The 25,848-nt window shown below is 62.9% G+C and carries 21 protein-coding genes; 6 read left to right on the forward strand and 15 right to left on the reverse strand.

Annotation, left to right across the window (positions count from 1 at the left end):
• Nucleotides 1-202 precede the first annotated feature (202 nt).
• Nucleotides 203-1,519: a hypothetical protein gene (locus tag P8T11_RS03855; RefSeq protein WP_268078193.1), complete on the forward strand. Its 1,317-nt coding sequence runs from the start codon at nucleotides 203-205 to the stop codon at nucleotides 1,517-1,519.
• Nucleotides 1,520-1,624: 105 nt separating this feature from the next.
• Here the strand turns inward: P8T11_RS03855 and P8T11_RS03860 are convergent, their stop codons facing one another.
• From P8T11_RS03860 to P8T11_RS03875, 4 genes are all read right to left on the reverse strand, one after another.
• Entirely contained in the window at nucleotides 1,625-2,509 is an 885-nt protein-coding gene (locus P8T11_RS03860; RefSeq protein WP_268082455.1) for an SDR family NAD(P)-dependent oxidoreductase, read from the reverse strand.
• A gap of 55 nt (nucleotides 2,510-2,564) precedes the next feature.
• Complete coding sequence (locus tag P8T11_RS03865) at nucleotides 2,565-3,746, reverse strand: DUF1254 domain-containing protein (RefSeq protein WP_326494494.1); 1,182 nt, start codon at nucleotides 3,744-3,746, stop codon at nucleotides 2,565-2,567.
• A gap of 100 nt (nucleotides 3,747-3,846) precedes the next feature.
• Nucleotides 3,847-6,039, reverse strand: coding sequence for an acetate--CoA ligase family protein (locus P8T11_RS03870; RefSeq protein ID WP_268078192.1), 2,193 nt, complete (start codon nucleotides 6,037-6,039; stop codon nucleotides 3,847-3,849).
• A 145-nt stretch (nucleotides 6,040-6,184) separates the two neighbouring features.
• Nucleotides 6,185-7,087, reverse strand: a complete 903-nt coding sequence (locus tag P8T11_RS03875; protein ID WP_268078191.1) for a LysR family transcriptional regulator — start codon at nucleotides 7,085-7,087, stop codon at nucleotides 6,185-6,187.
• A 183-nt stretch (nucleotides 7,088-7,270) separates the two neighbouring features.
• Here P8T11_RS03875 and P8T11_RS03880 point away from each other — a divergent pair, with 183 nt between their 5' ends.
• Nucleotides 7,271-8,251, forward strand: a complete 981-nt coding sequence (locus tag P8T11_RS03880) for a Bug family tripartite tricarboxylate transporter substrate binding protein (protein WP_268078190.1) — start codon at nucleotides 7,271-7,273, stop codon at nucleotides 8,249-8,251.
• A 158-nt stretch (nucleotides 8,252-8,409) separates the two neighbouring features.
• Here P8T11_RS03880 and P8T11_RS03885 read toward each other — a convergent pair whose 3' ends face one another.
• Nucleotides 8,410-9,324, reverse strand: coding sequence for an AraC family transcriptional regulator (locus P8T11_RS03885; RefSeq protein WP_268078189.1), 915 nt, complete (start codon nucleotides 9,322-9,324; stop codon nucleotides 8,410-8,412).
• Nucleotides 9,325-9,443: 119 nt separating this feature from the next.
• On the opposite strand from P8T11_RS03885, the gene P8T11_RS03890 reads away from it, so the two are divergent.
• Nucleotides 9,444-10,415: a quinone oxidoreductase family protein gene (locus tag P8T11_RS03890; RefSeq protein WP_268078188.1), complete on the forward strand. Its 972-nt coding sequence runs from the start codon at nucleotides 9,444-9,446 to the stop codon at nucleotides 10,413-10,415.
• A gap of 148 nt (nucleotides 10,416-10,563) precedes the next feature.
• Nucleotides 10,564-10,854 carry a hypothetical protein gene (locus P8T11_RS03895; RefSeq protein WP_268078187.1) on the forward strand — a complete coding sequence of 97 codons (291 nt, stop codon included), beginning with the start codon at nucleotides 10,564-10,566 and terminating at the stop codon, nucleotides 10,852-10,854.
• A 378-nt stretch (nucleotides 10,855-11,232) separates the two neighbouring features.
• Here P8T11_RS03895 and P8T11_RS03900 read toward each other — a convergent pair whose 3' ends face one another.
• The gene (locus tag P8T11_RS03900) at nucleotides 11,233-12,711 is read right to left on the reverse strand and encodes an FAD-dependent oxidoreductase (RefSeq protein ID WP_268078185.1); all 1,479 of its coding nucleotides are present in this window, start codon (nucleotides 12,709-12,711) and stop codon (nucleotides 11,233-11,235) included.
• Between the two features lie 49 nt (nucleotides 12,712-12,760).
• Here P8T11_RS03900 and P8T11_RS03905 point away from each other — a divergent pair, with 49 nt between their 5' ends.
• The gene (locus tag P8T11_RS03905) at nucleotides 12,761-13,243 is read left to right on the forward strand and encodes a MarR family winged helix-turn-helix transcriptional regulator (protein WP_268078184.1); all 483 of its coding nucleotides are present in this window, start codon (nucleotides 12,761-12,763) and stop codon (nucleotides 13,241-13,243) included.
• Between the two features lie 562 nt (nucleotides 13,244-13,805).
• Here the strand turns inward: P8T11_RS03905 and P8T11_RS03910 are convergent.
• The 3 genes from P8T11_RS03910 to P8T11_RS03920 form a co-directional block, all read right to left on the reverse strand.
• Nucleotides 13,806-16,196 carry a TonB-dependent siderophore receptor gene (locus P8T11_RS03910; protein WP_268078183.1) on the reverse strand — a complete coding sequence of 797 codons (2,391 nt, stop codon included), beginning with the start codon at nucleotides 16,194-16,196 and terminating at the stop codon, nucleotides 13,806-13,808.
• Between the two features lie 200 nt (nucleotides 16,197-16,396).
• Nucleotides 16,397-17,374 carry a FecR domain-containing protein gene (locus P8T11_RS03915; RefSeq protein WP_268078182.1) on the reverse strand — a complete coding sequence of 326 codons (978 nt, stop codon included), beginning with the start codon at nucleotides 17,372-17,374 and terminating at the stop codon, nucleotides 16,397-16,399.
• Complete coding sequence (locus P8T11_RS03920) at nucleotides 17,371-17,880, reverse strand: sigma-70 family RNA polymerase sigma factor (protein ID WP_268078181.1); 510 nt, start codon at nucleotides 17,878-17,880, stop codon at nucleotides 17,371-17,373. Before P8T11_RS03920 ends, P8T11_RS03915 begins: the two co-directional genes overlap by 4 nt.
• A gap of 208 nt (nucleotides 17,881-18,088) precedes the next feature.
• On the opposite strand from P8T11_RS03920, the gene P8T11_RS03925 reads away from it, so the two are divergent.
• Nucleotides 18,089-18,325 carry a hypothetical protein gene (locus tag P8T11_RS03925; RefSeq protein WP_268078179.1) on the forward strand — a complete coding sequence of 79 codons (237 nt, stop codon included), beginning with the start codon at nucleotides 18,089-18,091 and terminating at the stop codon, nucleotides 18,323-18,325.
• A gap of 3 nt (nucleotides 18,326-18,328) precedes the next feature.
• Here the strand turns inward: P8T11_RS03925 and P8T11_RS03930 are convergent, their stop codons facing one another.
• The 6 genes from P8T11_RS03930 to P8T11_RS03955 form a co-directional block, all read right to left on the reverse strand.
• Nucleotides 18,329-19,297, reverse strand: coding sequence for a Csu type fimbrial protein (locus P8T11_RS03930; RefSeq protein WP_268078178.1), 969 nt, complete (start codon nucleotides 19,295-19,297; stop codon nucleotides 18,329-18,331).
• Between the two features lie 2 nt (nucleotides 19,298-19,299).
• Nucleotides 19,300-21,567: a fimbria/pilus outer membrane usher protein gene (locus P8T11_RS03935; protein WP_268078177.1), complete on the reverse strand. Its 2,268-nt coding sequence runs from the start codon at nucleotides 21,565-21,567 to the stop codon at nucleotides 19,300-19,302.
• Between the two features lie 49 nt (nucleotides 21,568-21,616).
• On the reverse strand, nucleotides 21,617-22,345 hold the full coding sequence (locus tag P8T11_RS03940) for a fimbrial biogenesis chaperone (RefSeq protein WP_268078176.1): 729 nt from the start codon (nucleotides 22,343-22,345) through the stop codon (nucleotides 21,617-21,619).
• 12 nt (nucleotides 22,346-22,357) lie between these two features.
• A complete protein-coding gene (locus tag P8T11_RS03945; protein WP_268078175.1) occupies nucleotides 22,358-22,879 on the reverse strand; it encodes a Csu type fimbrial protein in 522 nt (173 codons plus the stop codon).
• Between the two features lie 240 nt (nucleotides 22,880-23,119).
• Nucleotides 23,120-24,385, reverse strand: coding sequence for an MFS transporter (locus tag P8T11_RS03950; protein WP_268078174.1), 1,266 nt, complete (start codon nucleotides 24,383-24,385; stop codon nucleotides 23,120-23,122).
• Nucleotides 24,382-25,824, reverse strand: coding sequence for an amidase (locus P8T11_RS03955; protein ID WP_268078173.1), 1,443 nt, complete (start codon nucleotides 25,822-25,824; stop codon nucleotides 24,382-24,384). The genes P8T11_RS03950 and P8T11_RS03955 overlap by 4 nt, the downstream gene beginning before the upstream one ends.
• Nucleotides 25,825-25,848 lie beyond the last annotated feature (24 nt).

Raw genomic sequence — 25,848 nt, forward strand, 5'->3', positions numbered from 1 at the left:
GTACGCGCAGCAAACAGGTGAGGTGTCGGTGCCCGGGTCGTCACTGCAGGCCCGATACCCGGGGAACTCCAACCTTCGCATGCTGGTTTCTCGCGCTTTTCGTGATTTCGCAACGTGGGGGGTGGAAGTGGGGTGGGGAAATTCCATTGACCTGCCCCCTGCGCTACTCGATGCATCACGCCGCAGCCAGGGGCCATTCTGGATGACGCAAGCGCAGGCAGATAAGGTGCTGTGGCGCCACGGCGCGGAGCTTGCAAGCCTGGACCTTGTAGCGAACTTTCTCGGCCTGAAGGGTCATGTACCCCCGCGCGCGGACCTTCTGCAATACGTGACCCAGGATGGGGAGTACTGGAATCACCTGACCCAGGCCATGCGCCTTGCGCGGGATGGCATGGCGACGACGGGTATGAGTTGGGCTGCGAGTTATCGGGCCGCTGACCGAACGGCACTGGACGACTTTCAGCGAGCCTTGGCCATACTCAAAGAGAGTCTGGCATGGCGTCGTCACGGTAACGTAAGGCGCAGCGAGGCCGCGTTAAACAGGCTGGGGCGTATTCTCCAGTCAGAATCTGTCTGTCCTTCCATGCCGACCCTGTCGGCAATGGCGTCGGTCGCCTCGGCCTGGAATAGCTATGCGCGCGGGGATATCAGGCAATCTCATGCTGGACTGGACCGCCTGGTGGCAGACCAGTTTCTGGCGCCTGTAATTCGCTACAACCCCCGCGTGCGCTTCGAATATCTGAATTTGCGTGCCTTGCTGCACAAAGGCAGCGCTCTTGAGGACAAGAGTGCTGATCGAGTCTTGAGAATGAATGAAGCGGAGAAGGCGATTTGCGCCTTGTCAGAAGCACTGCAGGCCGCTTACGAGGCGGACTCTGTCGAGGCTGCTCAGGATGTGGCGGCAAACATCGGATGGACGTTGTGGTTATTTTGGCAACAGCGACTGCTTGCTGTACTCAACGATCAGGACGTTCATGCGGTGCAAGGATTATCGCTACGCTGGCTGGGGCTATCGGAATGGATATGCGACCGCTTTGGCGTCGGCGGCAGTTCTGCCTGGAATACGGTGTTCGTACTCCGCATCGCTCGCGGTAGCTGTGATGACAAAAGCGGGGACCTGAAGCGCTTTCAAGCGCAGTCGCCCCTTCCCGTGGGCAAAATGCTAGAGGCAGTCAAGCCGTTCCAAGCCGCCTTTTCGCGGGCCAAGGGCTACGAAGACTGGTCGAATGTCGCGGCCTTCACGCTTGAGGAGAATGATGCTGGCCGAGTTTTCTACGGGGCTCATCAAGTGGCTAACCTGCTGCTTGAATTCATTTGGTTTCGCACCCATAGCGAGGGTCTGAGTCGCCAGGTTTTCGCCGCGGTGGAGCGGCTTGCACACGTAGTGCAAGGATTGGCTTCGGGGCAACGACGCTTTTTCAGGGAAAGCCTCAAAGCCTTACCTAAGCCGCTCCAGATCGCCGCAAAGGATGCAGTGGCCTCACGCGACGCCGAGAAGCCGGCATCTCGCCGAAGATGAGGCTGGTTGCTTCGTTGCATGAATTCTGGGGCCTCGCGTAGCGCGCAGACTCGTGAACGTCCACACCGGATCTTTCCAGGAAGCGATACGAACGGCCCCGCCGCGCTATGTACTGCTGCCCCCAGCCAACGCTTTAGCCACTTCATGCCTGGCTTGGTCCCAGCCCGAGGCCGGGCTCATCTGGCCAGCCTGATCCTGCACATCCGCCAACTTTGCCGGCAGCGTAACGGCGGGATCCTTGCCGTCGGCGATATGTATGCCTTGTGTCATGGTGATCTGGGCGCTTTCGAAACTGCCGCCGCCCGCCAGAAGAATCATGCGCGTGGGAGCGTCCTCACCCACCAAGGCCAACAGCGCGGTACTAACGCGTTCCGGCGTCATTACCGCCTGCGCCTCGGGCGGCAGCAGTCCTTCCGTCATGGCCGTGACCGCGCTGGGGGCAAGGCAGTTCACCCGCACATTCCTTGCAGCGCCTTCCAGCGCCAGCGTCTGCATCAGCCCCACCAGCGCCATCTTCGCCGCACCGTAGTTGGACTGACCGAAGTTCCCATATAGCCCTGACGAAGAGGTCGTCATGATGATGCGGCCATAGTTCCGTTCGCGCATTCCCGACCACACCGCCTTGGTGGCATGGACCGTCCCCATGACATGCACATCGAGTACCAGGCGGAATTCTTCCAGCGACATCTTGGCGAAGCTACGGTCACGCAACACCCCAGCGTTGTTCACCAGGATGTCCACCCGTCCGAACTCAGCGACGGCATGCGCAGCCATGGCTTCCATGTCTTCGTAACGGGTAACGTCGCCCTGATGCGCGATGGCCTGACCGCCTGCTCGCCGAATTTCCTCGGCCACGGCCTGTGCGGATTCGCCCAGGTCATTCACGACGACCTGGGCGCCGTGACGCGCCAGCTCCTGCGCATGTGTGCGCCCCAGCCCGCCGCCTGCGCCGGTGACTATCGCCACCCGGTTTTTCAAGAAGTTCGACATTGCTTTCCCTTGCGCCGTGGAGATGACAAAGACATCTTTTGCATGGATTCTTCCTTCATGCCATACGCCGTACCGGCGGATAAGCAAACGTCCCTTCCAGGTGTGCGCGCGCTGGGGTATAGAGGCGCAGTGTCAGGTAGAAGCCTTCACCCGCGGGCGCAGGCAGCCAGTTGTGCCCCTGGCCGGGATCGTCAGCTTGGATGCGTATGCGCAGCCCGCCATCGGCGTCTTGCAGCAAACCCTGTGTACGATCGCCGATCGAATGACGGCCTATGGGATTCGCCACCAGCAGGCAATCGCTGCGCCGGTACAGGGTGATGGACCAAAAGGATGCTACCTGCGGCAGGCCAGAGCGTGGAAAGTGCAATTCATAACGGTGCGCCCCGCTCAATGCCAGCCCCTGTTCATCGACTTCCGCCATGATGTACATGGCTTCGTCGATACCCAATGTGCCTATCCAGTTCCGCGCGATGCGGGCTCGGGTAACGAAGTCGTCGCCGAAGTTGTCGCGCACGTTGACGGCGGTCGTCCAGCCTCCACCAAGTTCAGAAGACTGCGCGACGTCACGCAGTTCCGTGTATACGTCATCCAAAGCCTGCTGAAGCAAATCGGGCGCGATCGGCCAGGCGGGCAATGGATGCGCGGATGGATTGCGGGCCAGCATCGTGTCGACCACGCGCGCATACTCCTGTGCCTGGGGCACGCCGGCGCCTCGCTCGTCGATCAAGGTATCGATGCGTGAAAGCGCCGGCGTACCGTCCATGCGAAGTAGGGCGAAACGGTCTTGCAACGCATGGACTTCCGCCAGATCTTGCGCCGTTGCATCGACCAGGATGCGGCCGATGACCCAGACATCATTGCTAGGAGCGCTGATTTCATGCATCCCCGCGGGCACGTTTCCGCGCCAGGCCGGCCCGTGCACGAAGAGTCGCTGCGCCTCGCACCCAGTCATGCGGCGGCCGGCGTAGGCCCAGGGGTTGGTCCAGGCGTCCAGAAAACCCAAGACCCAATAGCGTTGACCCATGGCGGGAACATCAATGACGACGGGGCCTTCGGATAGATCCAGCCAGGCATTGGTGAATAAGGTGTCATTGTTTGGCGTGACGACCTCTTTGTCGTCCGGGCCCCGCAGGCGCCTCGTGTGGGTGAACTGATTCAGCCAGCGCATGCGTGATGAAGGGCTATCGCCGGCAAACCCCCGGGCCGGATGCTTGCGCGCCGTGTTGGCGGCGCGCATGCGGGCCATCTCGAACAAGGGCAATGTGATCATGACGGCATGGCGAGCGGCCGATTGCTCGCTGGATGCTTCGATATCGTTGTTCATGGTCAAACGACTCTCAGAAAGAAGTGGAAGGCGCCAATGCCGGCGAGCTTGCGTTCGTTGTCGCCGGCGGAGCCGTCAGCAATACGGCGTCAAGCGCCAGCGCGCCCTGGCCCGCGGGCAGTACGACAAACGGATTCAGTTCCACCGATTCGAGCGAGTCTCCCGCAGTCAGCGCAAAACGGGACAGGCGGACGATGGCTTCGGCCAAGGCCTCGACGTCGCAGGGGGGCTTGCCCCGAAAACCTTGCAACAGCCTTGCGGTCTTGAGCTCACCGACCATCGCGCGGGCCTGATCGATATCGACGGGCGCCAGGCGGAACGTGACGTCGCCCAGCAGTTCGACCGTCACGCCGCCTGAACCCAGCATGACGACAACGCCCAATGCCGGGTCGCGCCGCGCGCCTAGAATGCATTCGACGCCGCCGCGCACCATGCGCGCGACCAGCACGCCATCTATCCGGGCGTTTGGCGCAAAGGACCGCGCGGCATCCAGGATGCGGGCATAGGCGGCAGCGGCTTCGTCCGCATCATGGATGTTGAGGACCACGCCGCCGACATCGCTCTTGTGCGTGATGTCGGCGGAAAGAACTTTCATTGCCACGGGGAAGCCCAGCGACTGCGCGCCGGCAATGACGTCGTCACGGCTGTTCGCGCGATGAAACGGGACGATGGGAATACCGTGTGCCGCGAGCGTTCTCAGGGCATCGGCTTCGTTGTGAGCCCCGCGTCGCAAGGGACCAGGCGCGGTGCTGGCGTCCTCGGGCGCCGGCATCGCTGCAAAGGCGTCAGACCATGGAGTTTCCGCGTCGGGGCGGTTGACGCGCTCTTGTTGGCGGATGAAGAACTGCATGGCGGCCATGACCCGCACTGCGCGCGCCGGATCGGTAAAGGACAGGCACCCAGCGGCTTCCAGCGCGCGTTGTTGCGCCGTGTCCGCCAGGGTGCTGAAGATGATCAAGCGTCCGGGAAAGTCGTTGCGCAGCGCCTGCGCCATCTGCTGCTGCAATATCCGCATGGCCGGCGTGGCCCCAAACGCCGCAAGGAATATCAGCAGGCTGCCGTGACCGGCTTCGCCCAGCATGATGCGCGCCGTGGCCTCCAGCAGATCCGGCTCGGCGGTGACCTGGCCGGTAATGTCCACCGGGTTATGAGTGGCCGCCAGCGGCACCCGGGCATGGATCATCGCTTGCGCGGCGACAGGAAGCGCCGTGACCTCCAGTGCCGCGTCAGCGGCCTCGTCGGCCATCATGACGCCCACACCGCCGGACACCGTCAACAAGCCGACCTGCTTGTTGGGTGGCAGCCCGGCCACCGCCAGCCCATGGGCAACGTCGAAGAACTCCTCGATAGTGCGGGCGCGATAAGCGCCGTGTTGCCGGAAAAGGGCATCGAAGACCGCGTCGTCGCCCGCCAGCGCGGCGGTATGGGACGCCGCGGTCAAGGCGCCCAGTTCAGTCCGGCCCACCTTGACCACCACGACGGGTTTGCCTGCGGCTTGCGCCAGGTCGAGCGAATCTCTCAGCTTACGGCCATCCTTGCACCCCTCCAGGTAGGCCATGATCACCCGCGTGGCTGGATCGCGTGCCATCCATGCAATGCAATCGGCAACACCGATATCCGACTCGTTGCCGGTGGTGATCCAAGCCGACAGGCCCAGCCCGCGTTCGCGCGCCATCGCGTAGGCATAGGCACCAAAGGCACCGCTCTGGCTGACGATGCCGACGCAGCCCGACTCGTTCGCGCCGGTGGCAACCACGGGCGAAAAGGTGGCATAGACCGCCCGGGCCACATTCATGAAGCCCAGACAGTTCGGCCCCAGCACGCGTATGCCGGCGGCCTTGGCCCTGGCGGCAAACGCAGCCTGGGCCTGCTCGCCTTCCTTGCCCATCTCGGCGAAGCCAGCCGAGAACATGACGATATTCTTCACCCCGGCGGCGATGGCATCATCCAGCGCCGCGTCCACACTGGATGCTGGAATGGCGAAAACGGCAAGATCGATGGGGGCTTCGACCGCCCGCAACGATGGATACGCCCGCCGGCCTTCGATCTGGTCCGCGCGGGCGTTGATGGGATAGATGGCGCCGTCGTAACCGTGCTCCACCAAATAGCGGACGGGCACGGCGCCGATCTTGGCGGGGCTGGAAGACGCACCCACGATCGCAATGGAACGGGGTGAGAGAAAAGAATCAAGGTCCGGCAGCGTCATGGGCATCCGATGGCTAAAAGCGGCGACTACCGTTAGCGCGATGACGTCATGTTTTGGCGCGCGGCAGGTCTCCGGGAATAGGCAAAGATACCGAGGGCGCTTCTATCACACAAACTGTGATTTCTGAATTTTCTATAAGCTAATCTTATTTATCGGCGTTGCGGCTGCCGAAGCGCAAGGCATGGTCCAGAAACCCTTCCACCGCGGGCGAAATCGAACTGCGGGGCCGCACGAAGATGGCGATCCGCCAGGTCACTACCGGCTGCAGGATGGGGCGAAACGCCAGTCCAAACCCTTCGACCAGGGGTCGAGCCATGGATGGGCAGATCACGTATCCGGACCGTACCCGCAACATCGACAAGGCTGTGTTCACCCGGTGGACCGCGACGATATCCCGGGGATGACGGCTAGAGGGCACGTTGGCCAGGACATTCAGCGCCAGGTTGGGCATGTAGTTGATCAAGGGCCGCTCACGCAAATCTTTCCAGGTCACCGATTCGCCGCTTGCCAAGGGGTCGTCCGCACGCAGCGCTGCCCATAAGGGATCCGCCCGCGCCACGTGCACATCGATTGCGTCACCCGTCAACACACCGGCGGGTCCAAAGCCGATATCCGCGCTGCCATTTTGCAGATTGGTCAACACCTGTTCGATCGGAATGTCGTCAAAACGCACTTCTATCCCTGGATAAGCCTCGCTGTAACCGGCGATCAGCTCGGGCAGCAACGTGCAGGACAAGGGCTCGGGCGCGGCAACCCGCACCAGCCCGCGCCGCAGCGCCTTCAGATTACTGACACCCTCCAACGCCTCGTCCAGGTCCGCGAGTACCCGCCGCACCATGGGTTCGAATGCCTCGCCGATTGCCGAGGCGCTTACGCTGCGGGTGTTGCGATCCAGCAGCCGTACGCCCAACCGGCTCTCCAGCTCCTTGACCAAGCCGCTCAGCGCCGCCTGCGAAAGATGCAGGGTTTGCGCCGCCTCGGAAAAGCTGCCGCATTCCCGCACGGCCAGGAATGCACGCAACTGCCTGAGCGTTACCTCGATTGCCATGACGCCTCCTTTATTTCGCCGATTTCCGGCGGCCTGGAATTTATAACTTTAACCTTTGAATTATCAAGAAAATGAAGTTTGTACTGATAGATTTGCGCCCCTAATATTCCAAAAGATCGCCTCCCCACGCCATCGGCACGGTGCCGGGACGGCGATCACATACCAATAAATCAGGAGACTCTTATGAACATGACCAGGCGGGCTTTTATCGGCACGGCCGCGGCAGGGCTGTGCGGCGGCGTGGCGCCGCGCGTTTTCGCTCAGGGCGATTGGCCCGCACGCCCCGTCCGCATCATTTCCCCGTATGGCGTCGGCGGCCCCAATGACCTGTCGGCCCGCCTGATCGCGGAATACCTTGGCCGTCGCCTGCACCAGTCCTTCATCGTCGAAAACAAGACGGGGGCGGGCACCCGGGTGGGCAATGAATTCGTTGCCCACGCACCGGCCGACGGCTACACACTGCTGTATGGCGCGGCGCCATACGCCACGTTGGAAGCCCTGTACGGCAAGCTTGGCTACGACCCCAAGAAAGACCTGCAGGCGGTCGCCATGGCGGCGACCGTGCCATTGTTCTTGATCGTGAATGCCGAGTCACCGGCACGGACAGCGCAGGAGTTGGTTGCTTTAGGCAAATCGCAGGCCAACGGACTGACTTTCGGTACACCGGGCACCGGTTCGCTTCCTCACCTTGCCGCCGAACTGTTTCTGCGTGACGCCGACGTCAAGGGTCTGAGCGTGCAATATCGCGGCGACGTCCCTGCGTATACGGATCTGCTTGCAGGCCGGCTCGACGCGACGCTGACCGCCATCACCGCCGCGCTACCGCATATCCAGGCAGGCAAGCTGCGGGTATTGGGCGTGGCGTCGGCGGCACGCAGCAAGATCTACCCGGACGCACCCACCTTGCGCGAACAAGGCCTGGCCAACGTGGTCGCCTCTGGCTGGTACGGCTTCCTGGCGCCTGGCGGAACGCCTGCCGCCGTCGTCAGCCGCCTTGACATGGAAATCAACGGCGCGCTCAAAAACGCGGACATCCAGCGCAAGTTGTTGGCGCAGGGCATGGAACCCTATCCCGGCAACGCAGCGGACTTTGCCGGCTTCATCGATAGCGAAATGAAAAAGTGGAGCGGAGTCATCAAAGAGGCGAAGATCAAGGGAGAGTGAGCGCCAAGCCTGGCGAGGATGCTCGCTGGCTCCCTATCCTCGCATCCGTTCACCTTGAGCTTTCGGCCCAGCTTCCGGCGATTGCTTTAGAGGCCGCATCGCGCGTCGCGGAGTGAGGCACCAGCCGATGGTTTTGGGCGCATCGTCGCAAGCCCACCTCACCCCGACTTACCACCCCTACGAAACTCCGCCGGCGTCACCCCCATTTCACGCCGAAATATCCGACTGAAAGCCGCCGCCGATTCATAGCCAACTTGGCTAGCCACGTCCGACAGAGCGTGATTCTCTTGAAGCAACCGGCTCGCGCAGTGCATCCGCCAGCGGGTCAGATAGTCCAGCGGTGATTGGCCGACCACAGCCTTGAATCTGGCCGCAAAACCAGAGCGCGACATGCCAGCCGCGCGCGCCAGCGACTCTACCGTCCAGTCCTGGGCCGGGGCGTCGTGCATTGCTTCCAATGCCAACGCCAGGTGGCGGTCGGCAATAGCGCCCAACCATCCCTGAGTGGGGCCGCCGGGCTGCGCGGCATATGCGCGTATCGCATGCACGAACAGCAACTCGAAGAGTCGGCTGACCACGGCTTCGGAGCCCAGCCCCGGAGACTCGGTTTCCAGCGCCAGCATTTCCAGCACCGACTGAAAGGCCAGGCTGCGATGCTGATCCAGCTTCAAATGCAATAGCGACGGCAGCGCGCGAAGCAGGGGCCTGGCGTCGCGCTCGTTCAGATCGAACGACCCGCTGACGAAGGTGGTAATTGCGCCGCCGCCGCCGACTTGGATGTAGTTGCCGACACGCAATTTCTCGACTTCCACACAATCGATCTGGACAGAGTCTTCGTGGTCGTACAGGCGGTAGGGCGTGTCGTCCAGCTTGATGAAGACATCGCCACTGCGCATCGATATGGGATGCGGACTGTCAGGCGTAGTCAAAATGGCCGACCCGCGCACCAGCAGCACAAAGTTCACGCCACGCTCACCAGGGGAATTGAGCCCCCACGGCGCGCTGGCGTCCAAGCGCGTGAAGTTGGCCGTGCGCACGCGCGAGCCCATGAGGATATTGGCTAGGGGATCCATGGCTTCCAGATATTTGGACGATCAGTGCATAAAAATGGACTGATAAGGCTTGTTCGTCTAATTATGCCTGCATACGATAGACACCATTGAACTCATGGATTCTTTTTGAAGGAGCGGCAATGAAAGCGGTGGTGATGAACGGAATAGGGGACGTCGATGTGCTGGCGCTTACGGACTTGCCGGACCCCGTGCCCGGCCCTGGACAAGTGCTGGTCCAGATATCCGTAGCCGGTATCAATTTCATGGATATCGGGGTGCGGCGGGGAATGGCGTGGAACGAGTTGCCCAACCCGAAGATTCTGGGTGTCGAGGGCGCGGGTCGCGTGTTGGCGCTCGGCGCGGGCGTCGAGGGTTTCTCTATTGGCCAGCGCGTGGCCTGGGTCTATGCGCCCGGCAGCTATGCGCAGAAGATCGCCATTGCGGCAAGCTCATTGGTGCCAATACCCGATGGAATCGACGACAAGACCGCTGCGTCGGTGATGATGCAAGGCCTGACAGCCAGCCATTTCGCCACCGACTTTTATGCCACCCAGCCGGGCGACATCGCGTTCGTCCATGCGGCGGCAGGCGGCCTTGGGCTGTTGCTGACCCAGATCATCAAGCTACGCGGCGGCCGGGTTATCGGCCGCGTTTCGTCGGCGGATAAGGTGGCGGCGGCAAGGGCCGCGGGTGCGGATCATGTCATCGTCGATGCCGAGGGCAAATTCGTCGAAGAAGCTAAAAGCTTGTCTGGCGGCGAGGGGGTGCATGTGGTGTTCGACGGGTCCGGCCCCAGCACTTTTCAGGGGTCGATGGACGTGCTGCGCCGCTCCGGAACATTCTGCTGGTACGGCCCTGTGCTGGGTGGACCCGGCCCCCTCGACATCATGAGCCTGCCCAAGAGCATCAAGCTGGGCTACGCGGTTTTCTCTGACCACATTCACACGCCGGAACTCTTGCGCGCGCGTTCCAAGCGACTGTTCGATTGGATTGCCGAAGGCAAGCTCAGGGTGCATATCGGAGGCGAGTATCCGCTCGCCGAAGCCGCGAGGGCGCACGCAGAGATGGCAAGCCGTTCTACGGTGGGCAAGCTGCTGCTGCGAATGCCTTGAAACTGAAGGCGGTTTTGCTCGTGGGCGCGAGAGTCAGATGTCGGCTGGTTTGGGCAACCGGGGGAGGGGGCATCCGGGTTGGTCCAGTCGGGCACTATTTATTGAGCAACGTAAAATGGCAGTCTTTCAGCCACCACATGCTTCCCCTATGAACCTTGAACGACTGCGTCGCGAATTTCCCAACTTCGACGTAACCACGCTGCCTACCCTGCCCGAAGGGTATTTCGACACGTCGAGCTACATCGATGCCGCTCCTTCATTCGAGAACGCTGAGCGCGGTTTGAAAGTGTATGTGGACTACGCCAACTACGCCGACCGCGAATCCGGCAGGAGCGAGCGCTTCTGTGTTTCCCGCTATGACGAGGAGGAGGGCGACTATGAAGACGTCGCCCTGTCGACTAACGATTGGGCCGAAGTCGTGCGCTTCCTGACCGCCTGAAATCCTTCGCCAGGAGCGGTCGGTTTCAATGGTCTTACCGCTGCTTGATGGGTTTCGCGCGGCAGGCGTTGCGGTCTTTGCGAATGCCTACTCGCGCTGCACCCATCCTACGGCCGTGAATTGTGGGATGGGTGCAGCGCGCTCTATCAATGGCAAGAACATCGCTGCGCATCGCGCGAAACCCATCACACGGCGGCGGCGTCAGGGCTGGATTGACGATCTATCCACCGCCGTTTGATTGGTTTCGCGCGTTGCGTTCAGACGGAACGTGACACAAGCTCACCCAGTACCGTCCAGGCGGCAGTATTGCAGTCTGACACTGATTTTTGGACGAGAACCGGACGTTCCGCGGTCGCGTGCGTGATCGACTGGGGTATGTCACCGAATTTTGCAGTACCGGTTCAGGTGCTCTTGCAATACGGCCGCCCGATCCCTGGCAAAGACACCCGCCAGGTACCCGTCCGGCCTGACCAGCGCGGCGGCGCCCTCAGCCAAACCGTAGAACCGGGCGAACTGGTCCAGGTGGTCTTCGATCTCCATGCCGGGTCCAATGCTGTGGATGTGCAAGCCGGCGCTTGGCAGAAAGCTTGAGGGGCCGTTGACCAGCAAGGTCCAGTGCGTGCCCTTAAGCAGCGTGAACAGGCGCGTGGGGCTGCCGCCCGCGCCACGCACAATGGCATCGGGCACTCGGTTGCCCGGGATAAGTCTGCTGTCGGCTTGCGACGGAAGCGATAGCGGCGAAGTGGGATACCCGATGTCCAGTTGCTGGACTTCACGGGTCCGCCTGTTGTCCTCCGTTTTGAAACCAGCAAGCAGCCGTGTGGACAGGCCGAGCACGTCCGCGGCCACGGGCCGGCGTTCGGCTTCGTAGGTCTCCAGTAGCCCTTCGGGCGCGCCGGCAAGCACGGCCGCTAGCTTCCAGCCGAGGTTGTAGGCGTCCTGCACGCTGGTGTTAAGGCCTTGTCCGCCGGTGGGAGGATGAACATGTGCGGCATCACCGATCAGGAACACGGGGCCGTCCCGGTAACGGTCGGCCAGCCTGGCATTCATGTTGTAGGTCGAAGCCCAGGCAACTGAATGGACGGTAATGTCCGTGCGCGCGGTGTGCAGGGCGACGCGTTCAGTCAACGCAGCAGCGGAAAGGTTGATGTCGCCCTCCAGAGGAACGGGCGCCTGGATCTGAAACAGGTCGGTGCCCGCGAGCGGGCAGATGGCCAGGGGGCCTGCGCCGTTACCGTCGAACCGGTGCCACATACCGCGCGACAATCCTTCCAGCACGACATCGGCCACGATTGCACGCACGCCTAAAGTTTTGCCCGGAAAGCCTATGCCCAGGGTGCGGCGAACCAGGCTGCGCCCGCCGTCGGCGCCGACCAGGTAGCGGGCGTGGAGCCTCTGTTCGCCCTCCGGGGTGGCCAGCACGGCTTCTATCCCGTCGGCGTTGACGTCCATCCCGACCAACTCCACACCACACTCAGGCGCATGGCCCAGTTCCATCAGGCGCTCGCGCATGATCGCTTCGGTCTTGAACTGCGGAACCATCAACGGAAGCGGGTAGGGCTCGGCAGGCGTAGGTGCGGCGACGGTCGTCACTTCCTGATCCACGTGACCGCGGTCGACCGAGTATTTGCGAACCGTGGGATAGATGCCACCCGCAGCCATGGCTCGGTCCAGGATCCCCAGGTCTTCAAAGACCTCTTGGGTGCGCGGTTGAATCCCTTTCCCGCGCGAGCCCGGAAAGGGTGATGGGAGCTTTTCGATAAGGGCAAAGCGCACGCCGCGCCGCGCCAGTTCTATTGCCAGGGTCAGGCCGGCGGCACCGGCACCGCAGATCAGGACGTCAACGGGCTTACGCATCTCAGTTCTCCAAAGTGTGTGTAATATGCACACATTAAGAGGGCAGTCTATGGCCACAAAAAAGAAAGTGCAAGATACACATATCTCGGCGCAGTTGAAGGACCTTCATCGGTCCTTGATCACGATCGTGAGCGTGATGAACCGTCCTAGGAACGACGAACGGCTGATCGCGGAAGCCGGTGTGCAGTTGGACCAGGCGCTCTTTCGCCTCTTGGTGGTGATCGAGAGGGTGGGCCCGATCGGCGTGGTGGATCTGGCGGATCGCCTTGGCAGGGATTACACGACCATCAGTCGCCAGGTCGCCAAGCTGGAACGGATGGAGATGGTGAAGCGGCACGAGAATCCGGAAGATCGCCGGATGCGCGAAACGGTGGTGTCTTCCAAGGGCAAAGCCGTGACTGACAAGCTTGACCAGGCCCGCGAGCGTCTGGCACGGGGAATCTTTCAGGACTGGGCCACAGAAGACGTCGCGGATTTAGTGCGTTTGATGCGAAAGTTCGCAGAGGCGCTGGAGCAGGGTACTCAGGCTTGAGGTGGCTAGCGTTGAGGCATGGAGCGCGTCGAGCGCTTGGACTTGCCACATTGCTGCCGCGCTGTGCCCCGTAAGGAGATAAGGTGTCGGACTGCAGTATCAGGGAGATATCACGCGGCGGTATTGCAGTCTGACACCGCTTTTTCGTAATGGGTCCCTTGGATAAGCCACTAATGGCGGGCTGGCGGCACCGCTGCTTGATGGGTTTCGCGCGGTAGGCGTTGCGGCATTTGCGGATGCTTTCTCGCGCTGCACCCATCCTACGGGTTGATGGATGGTGGCGGGGCGTGGATGGTTTCGTCGTGGTCTCACCGCTGCTTGATGGGTTTCGCGCGGCAGGCGTTGCGTCATTTGCGAACGCCTACTCGCGCTGCACCCATCCTACGATGGGTTTCGCGCGGTAGGCGTTGCGGCATTTGCGGATGCTTTCTCGCGCTGCACCCATCCTACGGCCGTGAATTGTAGGATGGGTGCAGCGCGCCCTGTCAATGGCAAGAACATCGCTGCGCAACGCGCGAAACCCATCACGCGGCGGCTTGGACCGCGCCGCAGCCCCCCCGTTTCAATACTGATACCGCAACGTCAGCATCACACTACGCGGTTGCCCGTAGTAATTCTGTCGCGACGCGCCGCCGAGCTTCTCGTAGTACTTGCGATCGAACAAATTATCGACCGTGAGCGTGCCCTCAACGTGGCGGTTGTAGCGGTAACCAATCTGAGCCGACACGACGGCATAACTGCCCTGGTCCCAGCGCACGTTGCCGCTTTGCAGATAATTCCCGCTGTTCCAGCGCACGCCCGTGCCCACGCTGAAGCCTTGCAGCGTCGGTTCAGTAAACCGATAACGAGTCCACAAGTTGATGGCGTGGCGCGGGGTGATCGTGCTGTACGACAGTCCTTCCGTGGCCGCGGCCGCTTCCAGGTACTTGGTCTGCGTGTAGGCATATCCCGCCACGATGTCCCAGTTTGGCAGCGGCGAACCGCTGATCTCGGTCTCGAAGCCCTGGCTGCGCACCTTGCCCGCCGCCACCGAATACATCGGATTGTTCAAGTCGCTCATCGCGCGGTTGCGGTCCACGATCTGGAACAGCGCGGCATGCGCGTTCAGCCTGCCATCCATGAACGCGCCTTTCAGGCCGGTTTCGATCTGGCGTCCCACGCGCGGTGACAGCGTATTGCCCTGCGCGTCGATGTCGGTTTGCGGCTGAAAGATGCTGGTGTAGCTGGCATAGGCGGACACTTGCGGAGTCAGGTCGTAGACCAGGCCGGCGTACGGCGTGGTGCGCGCGGCGATGCGCGTTTCGGTCTGGCTGAAGTCGCCGAAGTACTGGTTGGCGTTGCGCGCGTCGTTCTTCCACCAGCCCAGGCGGGCACCCGCGATGAACTTCAAGTTGTCGGTCGCCTGGAAATTTGCTCGGGTATAGAGGCCGAACTCGCTGGTGCGCCCGTCATTGCCGTTGACCTGTTCCATCTCGGGCATGGGCATGTCGATGACCGGCTCGTAGACGTTGGTCGGGAACAGTGTGCCGCCACCGTAATTGAACTGCTTGCGCGTGTAGCTGTAGTCGGCGCCCACCAACAGGCTGTGTTCACGACCGAAGGCTGCAACCGGCAGGTTCAGGTGGGCGTCGGCACCGGTGGTTTTCCAGTGGTTGCGGTACGACCAGGCGATAAGGTTGGTATCGCCGGTAAGCGGGTCGACGGCTCGGTTGGACCAGGTGGTCTGGCGCGTGGGCGTATCGGTATCGCGATGGAACACGCTTGCCTTGACCACGCCGCCGCCTTCAAGCCGGTGCTCCAGGTCGGCAAAGAACTCGGTGGATTCCTCTTCGATGCGGTTCCATTCCGCGCTGAGGTTGGTGCTTCGGCGCACGTCCAGCAGCGAGCCATCGGCATACGCCGGCAGGCCGAACGCGGGGGTTGTGCGGGAGCGTTGATGCGTGATGCCGGCCGCCAGTGTGGTGTACGGCGTAAGGTCGGCCTCGATGATGCCGTAGAGGGTGGGGCGCTCTGAACTTACACGGTCCACGAACGAGCCGCGATCTTCATAGGCCGCGATGAAACGTCCGCGAAGCGTGCCCTCGCTGTCGAAAGGCGTGCTCAGGTCGGCCACCGCCCGGTAGTAATCCCACGAGCCGACGCTGGCCTGCGCGCTGAAGGCGAATTCCTGCAGCGGGCGCTTGCGCACCAGATTCACGCTGCCGCCAGGTTCGCCGGTGCCTTGATACAGGCCGGAGGGGCCGCGCAGCACTTCAATGCGGTCGTAGATGGCAAGGTCGAAGCCCGCCGACAGGTTGCCGGCCCCGGCTGGCGCGCGCAGGCCGTCAAACTGGATCGTATCCAGCGTATAGCCGCGCGAAATAAAGCTGGAAATATTGCCGCCGCTGGAAAGCGTTTCAACGGTGATGCCGGTCACGTTGCGCATTGCGTCCGACAGGCTGTTGAGGTTCTGGTCATCCAGCTGCTGGCGCGTCACGACCGACACCGACTGCGGAATTTCCTTGAGCGTCTGCGTGCTTTTGCCGAGCGTGACCGCGTTGCTGGTGTACGAGTCGGTTCCTTCGCTGGTGGCGGACGTTGCCGCGCCCATGACGGTCACGGCCTCTAGCTGGGTGACGCCGCCTTGCGGCACGGCCTGCAAGGCATAGGTGCCCGCGGCGCTGGGCACGGCGCGATAGCCGGTGTCCGCAAGCAGGCGGTCGAAGCCTTGCTGCACGCTCATCTCGCCCGAGATGCCGGGGCTCTGGCGGCCCGCCAGCCAGGCGGGGTCGTAGACGATCTGTACGCCGGCCGCGGCCGCATAGCGCGCCAGCACGGTATCGAGCGCGCCCGCGCCGACCGCCACGGTGCGGACTTGCGACGATGGCGCCGTGCCGCTTTGCGCTGCGGGCTGTGTCGTTGGTTGTGCGGCTGATTGTGCCGCGGATTGTGCGCCCGCCGTCGCACTCGCCATGGCCGTGCACCAAAGCGCCGACCAGATCATCGCCTTGCGGGGGGCTTTGCCCCGCGTTGCGCGTACACGTGCCATCACTCTTCCATCCTTTCGTCGTCAAGCAAGATGCGCCCGCATCCCCTCGATGCGGTCTTACTTCCTACTCCGTACGACAACGAAAAAGTGATCACCCTGATGCAGTTATTTTTCTGCGCGGTAGCTCAAGCGCCCGCCGGCCCGACCGACACCCAGTAGCGCGTGACACGTTGCACGGCAATCGGCAGGCGTTCGGCCAAGGCGCGCAGGGCCGCATCGGTGTCGCGCAGCGATAGCGCGCCCGACACCCGCAGGTTCGCGACCTGGGGCGAGCACCGCAGGATGCCCGGGCGATGCCGCGCCAGCTCGGCCACCACATCGGCCAGGCGCTGGTCGCGCACGACCAACATCCCCTGTTCCCAGAGCGCCGCGCTGTCGTCCACTGGCGCCAGCGCGCCGGCCTGGGCAAGCGTGAAGCTGCCACGTTGACCCGCGTCGATGCGCAAGGCAGGGGCGTGCGCGGGGCGTGCCAGCACAGCGTGTTCAAACACCATGACCTCGGTACGATCGTCGATCAAACGCACTGAAAAGCGCGTGCCCAAGGCCTGAACCTCGCCCTGCGGGGTCTGCACGACGAACGGTCGATACGTGGGCTGGGCTTCCTGGCCGGTGGTCACCAGAACTTCTCCGGCCATCAGCACCAGCCGGCGTTCGGCAGTGCCAAAGCGCAGGTCGACGGCGCTGCCGCTGTTCAACACCAGCCGCGTGCCATCGTCCAGCATGCGTGTCAGCTGTTCGCCCGCGGCAGTGCGCAGATCCGCGCGCCAGGCGGGGGCTTCGCGCCACGCCATCCAGCCGACCGGCGCCACGACACCCAGGCCCAGCGCCACGCGCAGCACGGCACGGCGGCCTTGCCGCTTGCGGGTGGCGCGCAGCACGTCATGTCCGATCTGGGCGGGCAGGCCGTCGAACGCGCCCAGCACCTGCTCGGCGCGTGCCCAGGCCTGCGCATGAGTCTCGCCCTGGGCAAGCCAACGTTCGAACGCCCGTTGTGTGCTGGCATCGGCGGGCTCGTAGCGCAGACGGATCACCCAGTCGGCCGCTTCTTCAAGCAGCCGGTCGTTGGGGGCGGCCGTCATGGCGTTGCTACCCAGCGTGCTCATGCGGCCACGGCCATGCAGGCCATCAAGGCCTTGCGTAGATGGCGTCGTACCGTGATCACGGGTTTGCCGGTTTGTTCGGAAATCTCTTGCAAGGTCAGGCCGTCCAGCTGCGCCAGCAGGAACATGTCGCGCGTGGCGGCAGGCAGGCGCTGCAACATGGCGTCGATGGCCACCAGGGTCTGCACGATGATGAGTCCCGTCTCCGGCGGCGGCACCTGGGGTTCGGGCAGATGCGCAATGGCGTCCAGATACGCCTGCTGGACCGCGCGGCGGCGCCAATGGTCAACCAGCAGCCCCTTGGCAATATGCGTGATCAGAGCGCGTGGCTCGTCGCGCAATGCGGGCGGCCGGCGCGCAGCCATCAGCCGCACGAACGTGTCCTGCGCCAGATCGGCCGCGTCGCCGCTGTCGCCCAGCTTGCGATGGAGCCAGCCTTGTAGCCAACCATGGTGATGGCGATAAAGCTGCTCGACGGCGGGGAGGGTAAGAGAGTCGGGTAATTGCAAGATGCCCGGAAGTTTACCGAATGCGAATAAGAAATACTATTACTTAGATTGAGAGAGGGGGCGGGCGCGGCGTGCGCACAACAGGCCGCGTCCGGGCAGGGTGGCGCCCCGCGCCAGGGCATTTTTTTGTAAAACCTTGGGCAAGCCCTAAAGCAGACCCTTCGACTTGCCGTCAATGCAGGGTGTCCGATTCATGGATGGATTTCCCGTGATCCGTAAATTTTTTCCAATGACGTCGGCCTTGCTGATGGTGGGCGGGATGGTTGTCCCGGCCAATCACGCCAATTCGTCGCCCGTGACGTCCATGAGGGTGTCGTTCACCGTGCTCAGCCAATGCACGGTCGCGCACCACGACGGCAGCCACCCGATCGTGCGCTGCGCGCACCCGACGCCTTCCAGCATCCAGCGCAGACCCGACGCGCAATACTGGACAGTGGTTTTCTGAAACTCAGAACTCGATCGTGGCGGTCACCACGTCGGAATACTGTCCCGGCGGCGGCGCGGTCTGTGCCGGCACTCGGCCATAGACTTGCACCTGCTGCGGGTTGCCGGTGCCTGTGCCCGTGACAAAGGCCGTGCCCAAGGTGCCGTCTCCCCACGGAATCGTGCGCTGCGCGGTGGTATGCAGTTCGTAACGCACCAGCCTGCCGTTGCTGGAACGCATATAGCGCTGGGTGACGGTACCGTTCTGACCGCCATTGAGGCGGATTCGGTAAGCGTCGTTATTGGTGCATCTGACATTCAGGGCGGTACTGGCGGTGTGTGCCGTCCTGAAATCCGCCACCGCACCGAAATTCAAGGGGGCGGCGGAAATGGTGCAGTTGTTGATGACATTGGCGCGCACCGTGAAGTTGTAGCTTCCGCGCGAATTCAGTGCCGAGCACGCAGGCCGGGTCAAGGCGTAAAACCCATAGTCGATCGTGGCCACCCCCGCGAACGTTTCGGAATACACCGTCGTGGCATTGTTGGCCGTTGGCACCGTGTATTGGGCGGGCAAAATCTGCCCTGTGATGGGCTGGTTGTAGGTAACCTGCCCCCCCAGCAAAGGACGTGAGAACACGATTGAAATGGGTGTCGTGCCGGTAGTTGTCGCGCCCCATAGGGGGCTCATGGACGGGCTGGGCGATAGCCGGTACTGCAGCCGATTGGCGCCATTGGCCATCTGCCGAGGGTCTTGCATCGTGGACCCGCTGCCTATGCCCAGGTTGACGCACACGCGGGCAAAGCCCAGGGTGAGCAGCCCCCAGTTGCAGGTCACTGTCAGGGTTCCCGTTTGCGTTGCCGACGAGCCCAGCACGGGGTTCACATTAGGAAAGGTGATGGGCGTCATGGATGCCGTGCAGGTCTGCGCCTGGGCGGCGTTGCCTCCCATCAGGAAGGCGGCCATCAACACAAATAGGGCGGCAGTGGCTTTCATGCTTATTGCCCCACGCACGCGACCGGGCCCAGGCGTGGCAAGGTGCCATCATCGGGGGCTTTGAATGCGAAACGTGCTGTGCAGGCCAGGTTCTGCGCCCGCACGTCCAGATGATTGACGTCAACCAGATCGCGCACGAATGTCTGGCTGCCATAGCCCACCACGCCTTCGGACCCGCTTTCCCGATGCACGACGCGGCCGCCCACCGGCAGCGGCTTGCCTTCGCCGTCGACCAGCAGCACTGTCGCCGCCGCTTCGCGTTCGATGCCGAACTTCACCAATACACCCGATTGCCATTGCGGCACGATGTCGCGCGAATAGGCCGTGACGTGGGCATTGGGGGGCAAATCCAGTCCATCGATGTCCAGCGTATTGGTCTGGTAGCTGTTCAGGTCTGGCACGACCAGGTAGCCGCTAGTCCCGGTGTGGCCCGTGACGCGGTTTTGATGCAGGACGGGTACGTCGGCCTCTTCGCCTGTGGACACCAGCGCAAAACTGTCGTCAATGCGCCGGGAAGCCTGCGCGGTTCCATCCATGAACACCAGGGCGCCATTCACGTCGAGTTCGCCCGTTGTTCGTCCATCAAAGCGTTGTGCGCCCACCGTAAGCTCGCCGTAGCGCCCCAGATACCGTCCCCAGCCCTGTTCGTAGCGTCCGCTGGCATAGGTGCCCGCCTGGACGCCCCAGCCAAAGCCGCCACCATAATCGGGGGTGCGGATGGCGCTGGTATTGGCATAGGGTTCGCCGTCTTGCCAACCGGTCGTGGCATTGACGGAGACGTCGCCCAACGCGATCCCCAGGCTGAGGAACGCCCCTCGGCTGTCACTGTCGCTGAAGTCCTGGAAGGCGCTCATGGTCAGGGTGGCGCGATTGCCCAGGCGCGTGCTGTAGGCCATGGATCCGATATGCGCTGCTTCGACGCCGGGATATTGCTGCCCGATGTAGCTGAGCGACACGGACTGCCCGCCGCCCAAAGGCAGCGCCAGGGTCGCCCGATCGCTGGCGCGTGCCACCGGAATGCCGTCGTTGGCTGCCAGGTCGGCATAGGCCGAGGTGCTGCGCAAGGTTTGCAGGTCAATGGAGAATCGGGGGTCCACATACTGGTAGCCCAAGCCCACCTGCAGGCCCGTGTCCCTACCTGTACTGCCGGCAACGGACGCATTGACCACTCCCGCCATACCCAATTTTGCGAGCACGCCCGTGCCCACGTTGTAGAGGCCCGTGGTCGCTTCCCCATGCGCTTGCGCTGTTACGGCATTCGACACCCCGTACTGCCACGAAGCGCTCAGCGCGGGGTCGTCTTTATAGTCGAACGAGCGCCAGCCATAGGCGCGGCGTAGAAACCCCGCTTCGACCGAATAACTGGACATGCCCTGTGCCAGCAACCGCGTGTCGATATAGATAGGCAACGATTGCGATACGGGTCGCCCCAGGGCATCGCGCGTGATGACGTTGGCTTGGCCGAAGCCGGTGATGCCGGCGACGTTATCAACCACGAATGGCCCGCTGGGCACGTCGCCGGAATAGCGTCGGATGTTGTTGATGTACACATCGACCGTGGAGGGCACCACGGCACTGCCGCCAAACGCCGGCATGGGAAAGGTCACCAGATCGGGCCGCAGCGAGAAGTTGCGCCGCCACTGCAGGCCAGCCATGCGTATCGAACGCGACCAAGCCAGCGAACCAGAAATCGTGTCACCGACTTGGCGGGTGGTCAGTGTTTCGGGGTCTGACTGGGTCCAACTGGTGTCATACCGAACATAGCGACTCACATCGCGTTGCAGATAGCCCGTGCCGGTATTGCTGAACACGCCGAATTTGTCGAAGTAGCGTTGCTCGCTCCAAAGGGCCAACGGGCTTTCGCGTTCGGTGCGGGCATACAAGTCGTAGTTGATCAGAAATCCGCGATCCGTCGTTGCCGCGGCGGTGGGGGCCAAGCCCCGGCCATCGATTCTGCGCGCGACGCGATAGCGGTCGGGCATATCAATATCCACCTCTTGCGCCGCCGCATCGAAGCGATACGTCAGCCCTGGAATCTGATCCAACGGCACGTGTTCCTGGTCGGCAATTCCCAAGGCTGGGGTGTCGATTCCGATGCCGCGCAAGTCGATGCCGCGTGCCGACAATCGGCCGTTCTGATCTTGAAATCGAGCGATGTAGGCGCTGCGCTGGCCGTTGAAGCTGACCGTCAGGTAGACGTCGATAGCAGACGCCGCCGCCAAAGGGGCCGGGGCGGGAGCGGGCTGTGCTTGGGATGGTGCGCCGGTCATTGCGGCGGCAAGCGCCAGAGTCCATTGAAAGGCGCGTGCACACAATGTCTCACTTCCCGGGGGATGGCCGCAGGGATGCGTCCATTTCGACACTGTTCACCCGTGCTCGCACCGACATCGATGCATTCGCGCCAGGTTGGAATGGCAGGCGCCATTGGCGCGTGCTGCCGCGCAAGACATAGCCCAGAAGGCCATCACGCACGCTACGAGATCGGCCATTCGAAACCAGCACCACATCGCTGAGCTGTGCGCGGTGTGCGCCGTTGTTCTGGACGCGGAGCGCCCAGCCCGTGCCATCGCGCGCCAGCGACCAGACAAGGTCGTCCTGTACTGCCTGTTGCGGCGCCGCGCCCACGAACACGGGCACCGAATAACGCAAACGCACCTGCACGCCGGTGGTGCGCAGCGGATCGGGCGGCGCGATCTCATCGATAATCAGCCGGTACGATTGCTCGCCGGATGGCGCCGCGGCGTTTGGACGCAGCAGGCGTACTACCTGCCGCCCGCCCGGTGCAATTTGAATCATCGGGGGGCTGGCCACCAGGGCTGCTGATTCCGTCAGCACGTCGTTGTTCAGGGTCTGGTGCCACGCGTAGATGCGCACCTGACCATAGACGGGGGCAGCTCCCTCGTTGCGCAACGTCATGGTCGTTGCCTGTTCAGTGCTGCCCAGGTTCAGGATCACGGGCGAGATCTGCAAGCTGGCGGATTGCGCATGTAGCGCCACGCCGAACAGACAGGCTCCCGCCGCCTGGCGAAGCATCCCAAGCGTCGTCATGTCGATCCGTGACTAGAAGTAGACGGTGGCGGTAACGGTCGACTGGTAAGTGTCGGGCGCCGGCGCATCCTGCGGCGGCACCTGCCCGTACACGGTCAGAGTCTGCGCGGCGCCTGTGCCCGTGCCGCCGACGGTGTCCGTGCCTTGCGTATTGCCCCAGACCGTCGTGCGCCCCGCATTCTGATAAAGCTGGTAGTCAACCGTCGTTCCCGTGTTGCCCGGTGCGGTACCGGCCAACTGACGGCTGGCAATTGTCGAGCCCGCTGCGGTTCCCGCATCCAGACCAACGTTATAAGGCGTGGTATCCGTGCAGGTAACGCTCAACGTCGTTTCCTCATTGGCCGGCGCACTCAGCAAGCCCGTCGCGGGAAATACCAATGGCTCGGCCGCTATCGTGCAATTTGCCTGCACGGTCAATGACACGTTGAAGGTGGCGGTTGATGTACCGTTTTCATAAACCTGCGCATGAGCAAGCGTAGGCGCCCAGGCGCCGATAACAACGGTCAATGCACTGGCATACCCCATCGCTTTCATATTTACGCTCCTCAATATTGTTAATGACTTTGAATCACTCTACCGAGCGGGGGCGGCGAACTTATTTCCTTATTTTTCGAAGCTCGTCATTTACTGTCTGCTTGCAATACAGCAGATGTAAATATCTGGCTTGCTCGTGCGGTGCGTATAACTGCCCTAAATGTGGGTGAGTGACGCGTCACGTGGTTAAAACCTGGAAACAATTTAGAAAGGAGATTTGAAACTAATATTTTTGACTTCTCACGCCGCGCGCCCGCCAGTTTGAATGGAATACCTGTCCGGTAAGAATCCAGTTATCCCTGCCGCCAATAAACTCCCCGCTATCGCCGCACAGATCGGCCACCCATAATTGCCGCTAACGTCATACGCATACCCCGCCGCAACCGGCCCCACCAAGGTGCCTAGCGCCACGCTGGTATATAGCGCGCCGATAATGCCGCTGATATGGCGGCCGCCGAAGTAGTCCATCACGACCGCTGGCAGCAGCGCTACCCAGCCGCCATAGAACACGCCGAATACCAATGCGAATAGCGCCAGCGACCAAAACTGGCTGGAGGCGCCCCAGGTTGCCAGCGTGGCGGCGATGCCGCCATACATGGCCGCCAGCGCGTTGCGCCTGCCGACGCGGTCCGCCAGCGGCCCCAGGCAGAATCGGCCAGCCGTGCTGCCCACGCCGATCAGGCTAAGCAGTAGCACGGCTGATTCTGGCTTTACGCCATGGTCCATCGCGTAGGGCACCAGATGCACGAACGGCACAAAGACGCCAAACGCGCAGACCAGGCAGGCGGCATATAGCCAGGCAAACGTCCTGCTGCGAACGGCGTCCCGCACACAGGTGCCCTCGGGGGGGCTTGACGACTGGAGCGGCAGCCGCTCGCCTTCCGGCGTCAGGCCCCGGTCCAGCGGCGAGTTCTCCACCCAGCGCGACGCGGCTACCCCCAACACCGCTACGCCCACGGCCAAGGCAAGATAGGCATTTCGCCAGCCCCACAACCCGATCAGCGCCGCGGCCAGCGGCGGCACCAGCAGCGTGCCCACTCCGATGCCGCTGACCGCCAGCCCCGAGGCCAGTCCGCGTCGCCGCTGAAACCAGCGCTGTATTGCGCCCACCACCGGCACATACGAACATCCAACGCCCAGTCCCACGCCCAGCCCATAAGCCAGGTAGATCTGCGTCATGTTCTGTGCCGCGGCGGCAAGCAGAAGACCCAATGCCAGCAGCAGCATTCCGCTCAGCGCCAGCGCTCGCGAGCCGTAGCGGTCCGCCAATGGTCCGCTGACTACGCCGAAGCCGAAGTAGAGGCATCCTGCCAGCGAGAACACCAGCGACACCGCCGCGCGTGAGGCGCCGAAGTCGCGTTGCAAGGCGTCGACAAAGGAGCTGAAGGAATAGGCACTGCCGAAGCCCAGCAAGGTAATGACGAAGGCGGCGGCCACGACGAACCACCCACGAAAAATCCGGCCATTGGTGGACGGCGTTGCGGTCTGTGATGGATGCGTCGTCATGCTTGCGCCTCTATGGCGGGCCTGCGCAGATGCCAAGGCGTGGCGGCCTGCAAGGCGGCGCCCAGGGTGAACAAGGTCATCTCCGCCAGATGCGCCGCGACCAGTTGAACGCCCATCGGCATGCCGGTATCGCATTGGCCCGCCGGCAGCGTCAGGCAGGGGTGTCCCGTCATGTCGAATACGCAGGTGTAACGCTGAAGCGCCGCGATCAATTCGGGCTGGTCGCCCAGGGTACTGATGGTGTGCAAGCTTAGCGGCGGCATGGGCTGCACGGGCGTGAGCAGCGCGTCGATGCCGGTGAATAAGGCGTCGACCTTGCCGCGCAGCGCCATGCGCCGCAGTAACAGACGTTGATAGTCCACGCCGGACAAGGCGTGACCCGCGTCAAGCACCGCCGCCAAGATGGGGCCGTACTCCGCGCGGCGGGACGGGTAGGTGTCGGCATGGGCGACCGCGGCTTCCACCGCGCAGTGGGGCGCCCAGTCGCGAACCGCCTGTTCGCCGTCCGTAATCGGAAAGCGTACCGGGACCAGCGTTGCGCCCAAGTCCTTGAATGTCTGCGCGGCCGACGCCAGCATGCGCTGCGTCTGCGCGTCGACATCGGTGCCGTTCCAATCGGGATCGATACCGATCCGCAATCCGTGCAGGGAGCCAGCGGGCAACTGCGTGTAGCGCGGCACCGGCGCTTGCAGCGCGGTGGGGTCCAGCGGATCGGCGCCCGCCATGGTTTCCAGCATGACGGCGGCATCTTGCACGCTGCGCGCGATGACGCCGATGTGATCCAGCGACGCCGCCAGCTCTATGGTGCCGTGCCGGCTGACGCGGCCCCAGGTCGGCTTGATGCCGGTCAGGCCGGTGGCGGCGCAGGGCCAGCGGATGGATCCTCCGGTATCCGATGCCGTCGCCGCAAAGCAAAGCCCAGCCGCCGTGGCCACCGCAGAGCCGCTGGACGAGATGCCAGTCCAGTAGTCCGCATTCCAAGGGTTGCGCGGGGGCGTGATGGCGGGGTGGTGGTCGGAGTACGCGCCTTCCGTCATTTGCAATTGCCCCAGCAGCACCGCGCCCGCGTCGCGCAGGCGGCGGACAACGGTGGCGTCATGCGTGGCGGGCGCGTTGCGATGGATCGTCATGCCAGCGGAGGCGGGTACGTTTTGCTGGCGGCACAGGTCTTTCAGCGCGATAGGAACGCCGTGCAGCGGGCCTCGGTATCGCCCCGCGTGTATCTCGGCTTCAGCGTTGTGCGCCGCTTGCAGCGCCAGCTCAGCCGTTATGCAGGCGTAGCTGCGCAGCGCGCCGTCGCGGGCTTCGATGCGCTGCAATTGGCGGTGAGTCAGTTCAACGGGGGATATGTCGCGGGTTTGGATCAAGCTTGCGACACAGGTCAGGTCTTGATCCAGCAGGTCAGCCTGGGCGTGGGCGGGGAGGGCAGTTTCATTCATATAGTTCAGCTATTCCATGGGTCA

The sequence above is a fragment of the Achromobacter spanius genome (assembly GCF_029637605.1).
Classification (GTDB): Bacteria; Pseudomonadota; Gammaproteobacteria; order Burkholderiales; family Burkholderiaceae_B; genus Achromobacter; species Achromobacter spanius_E.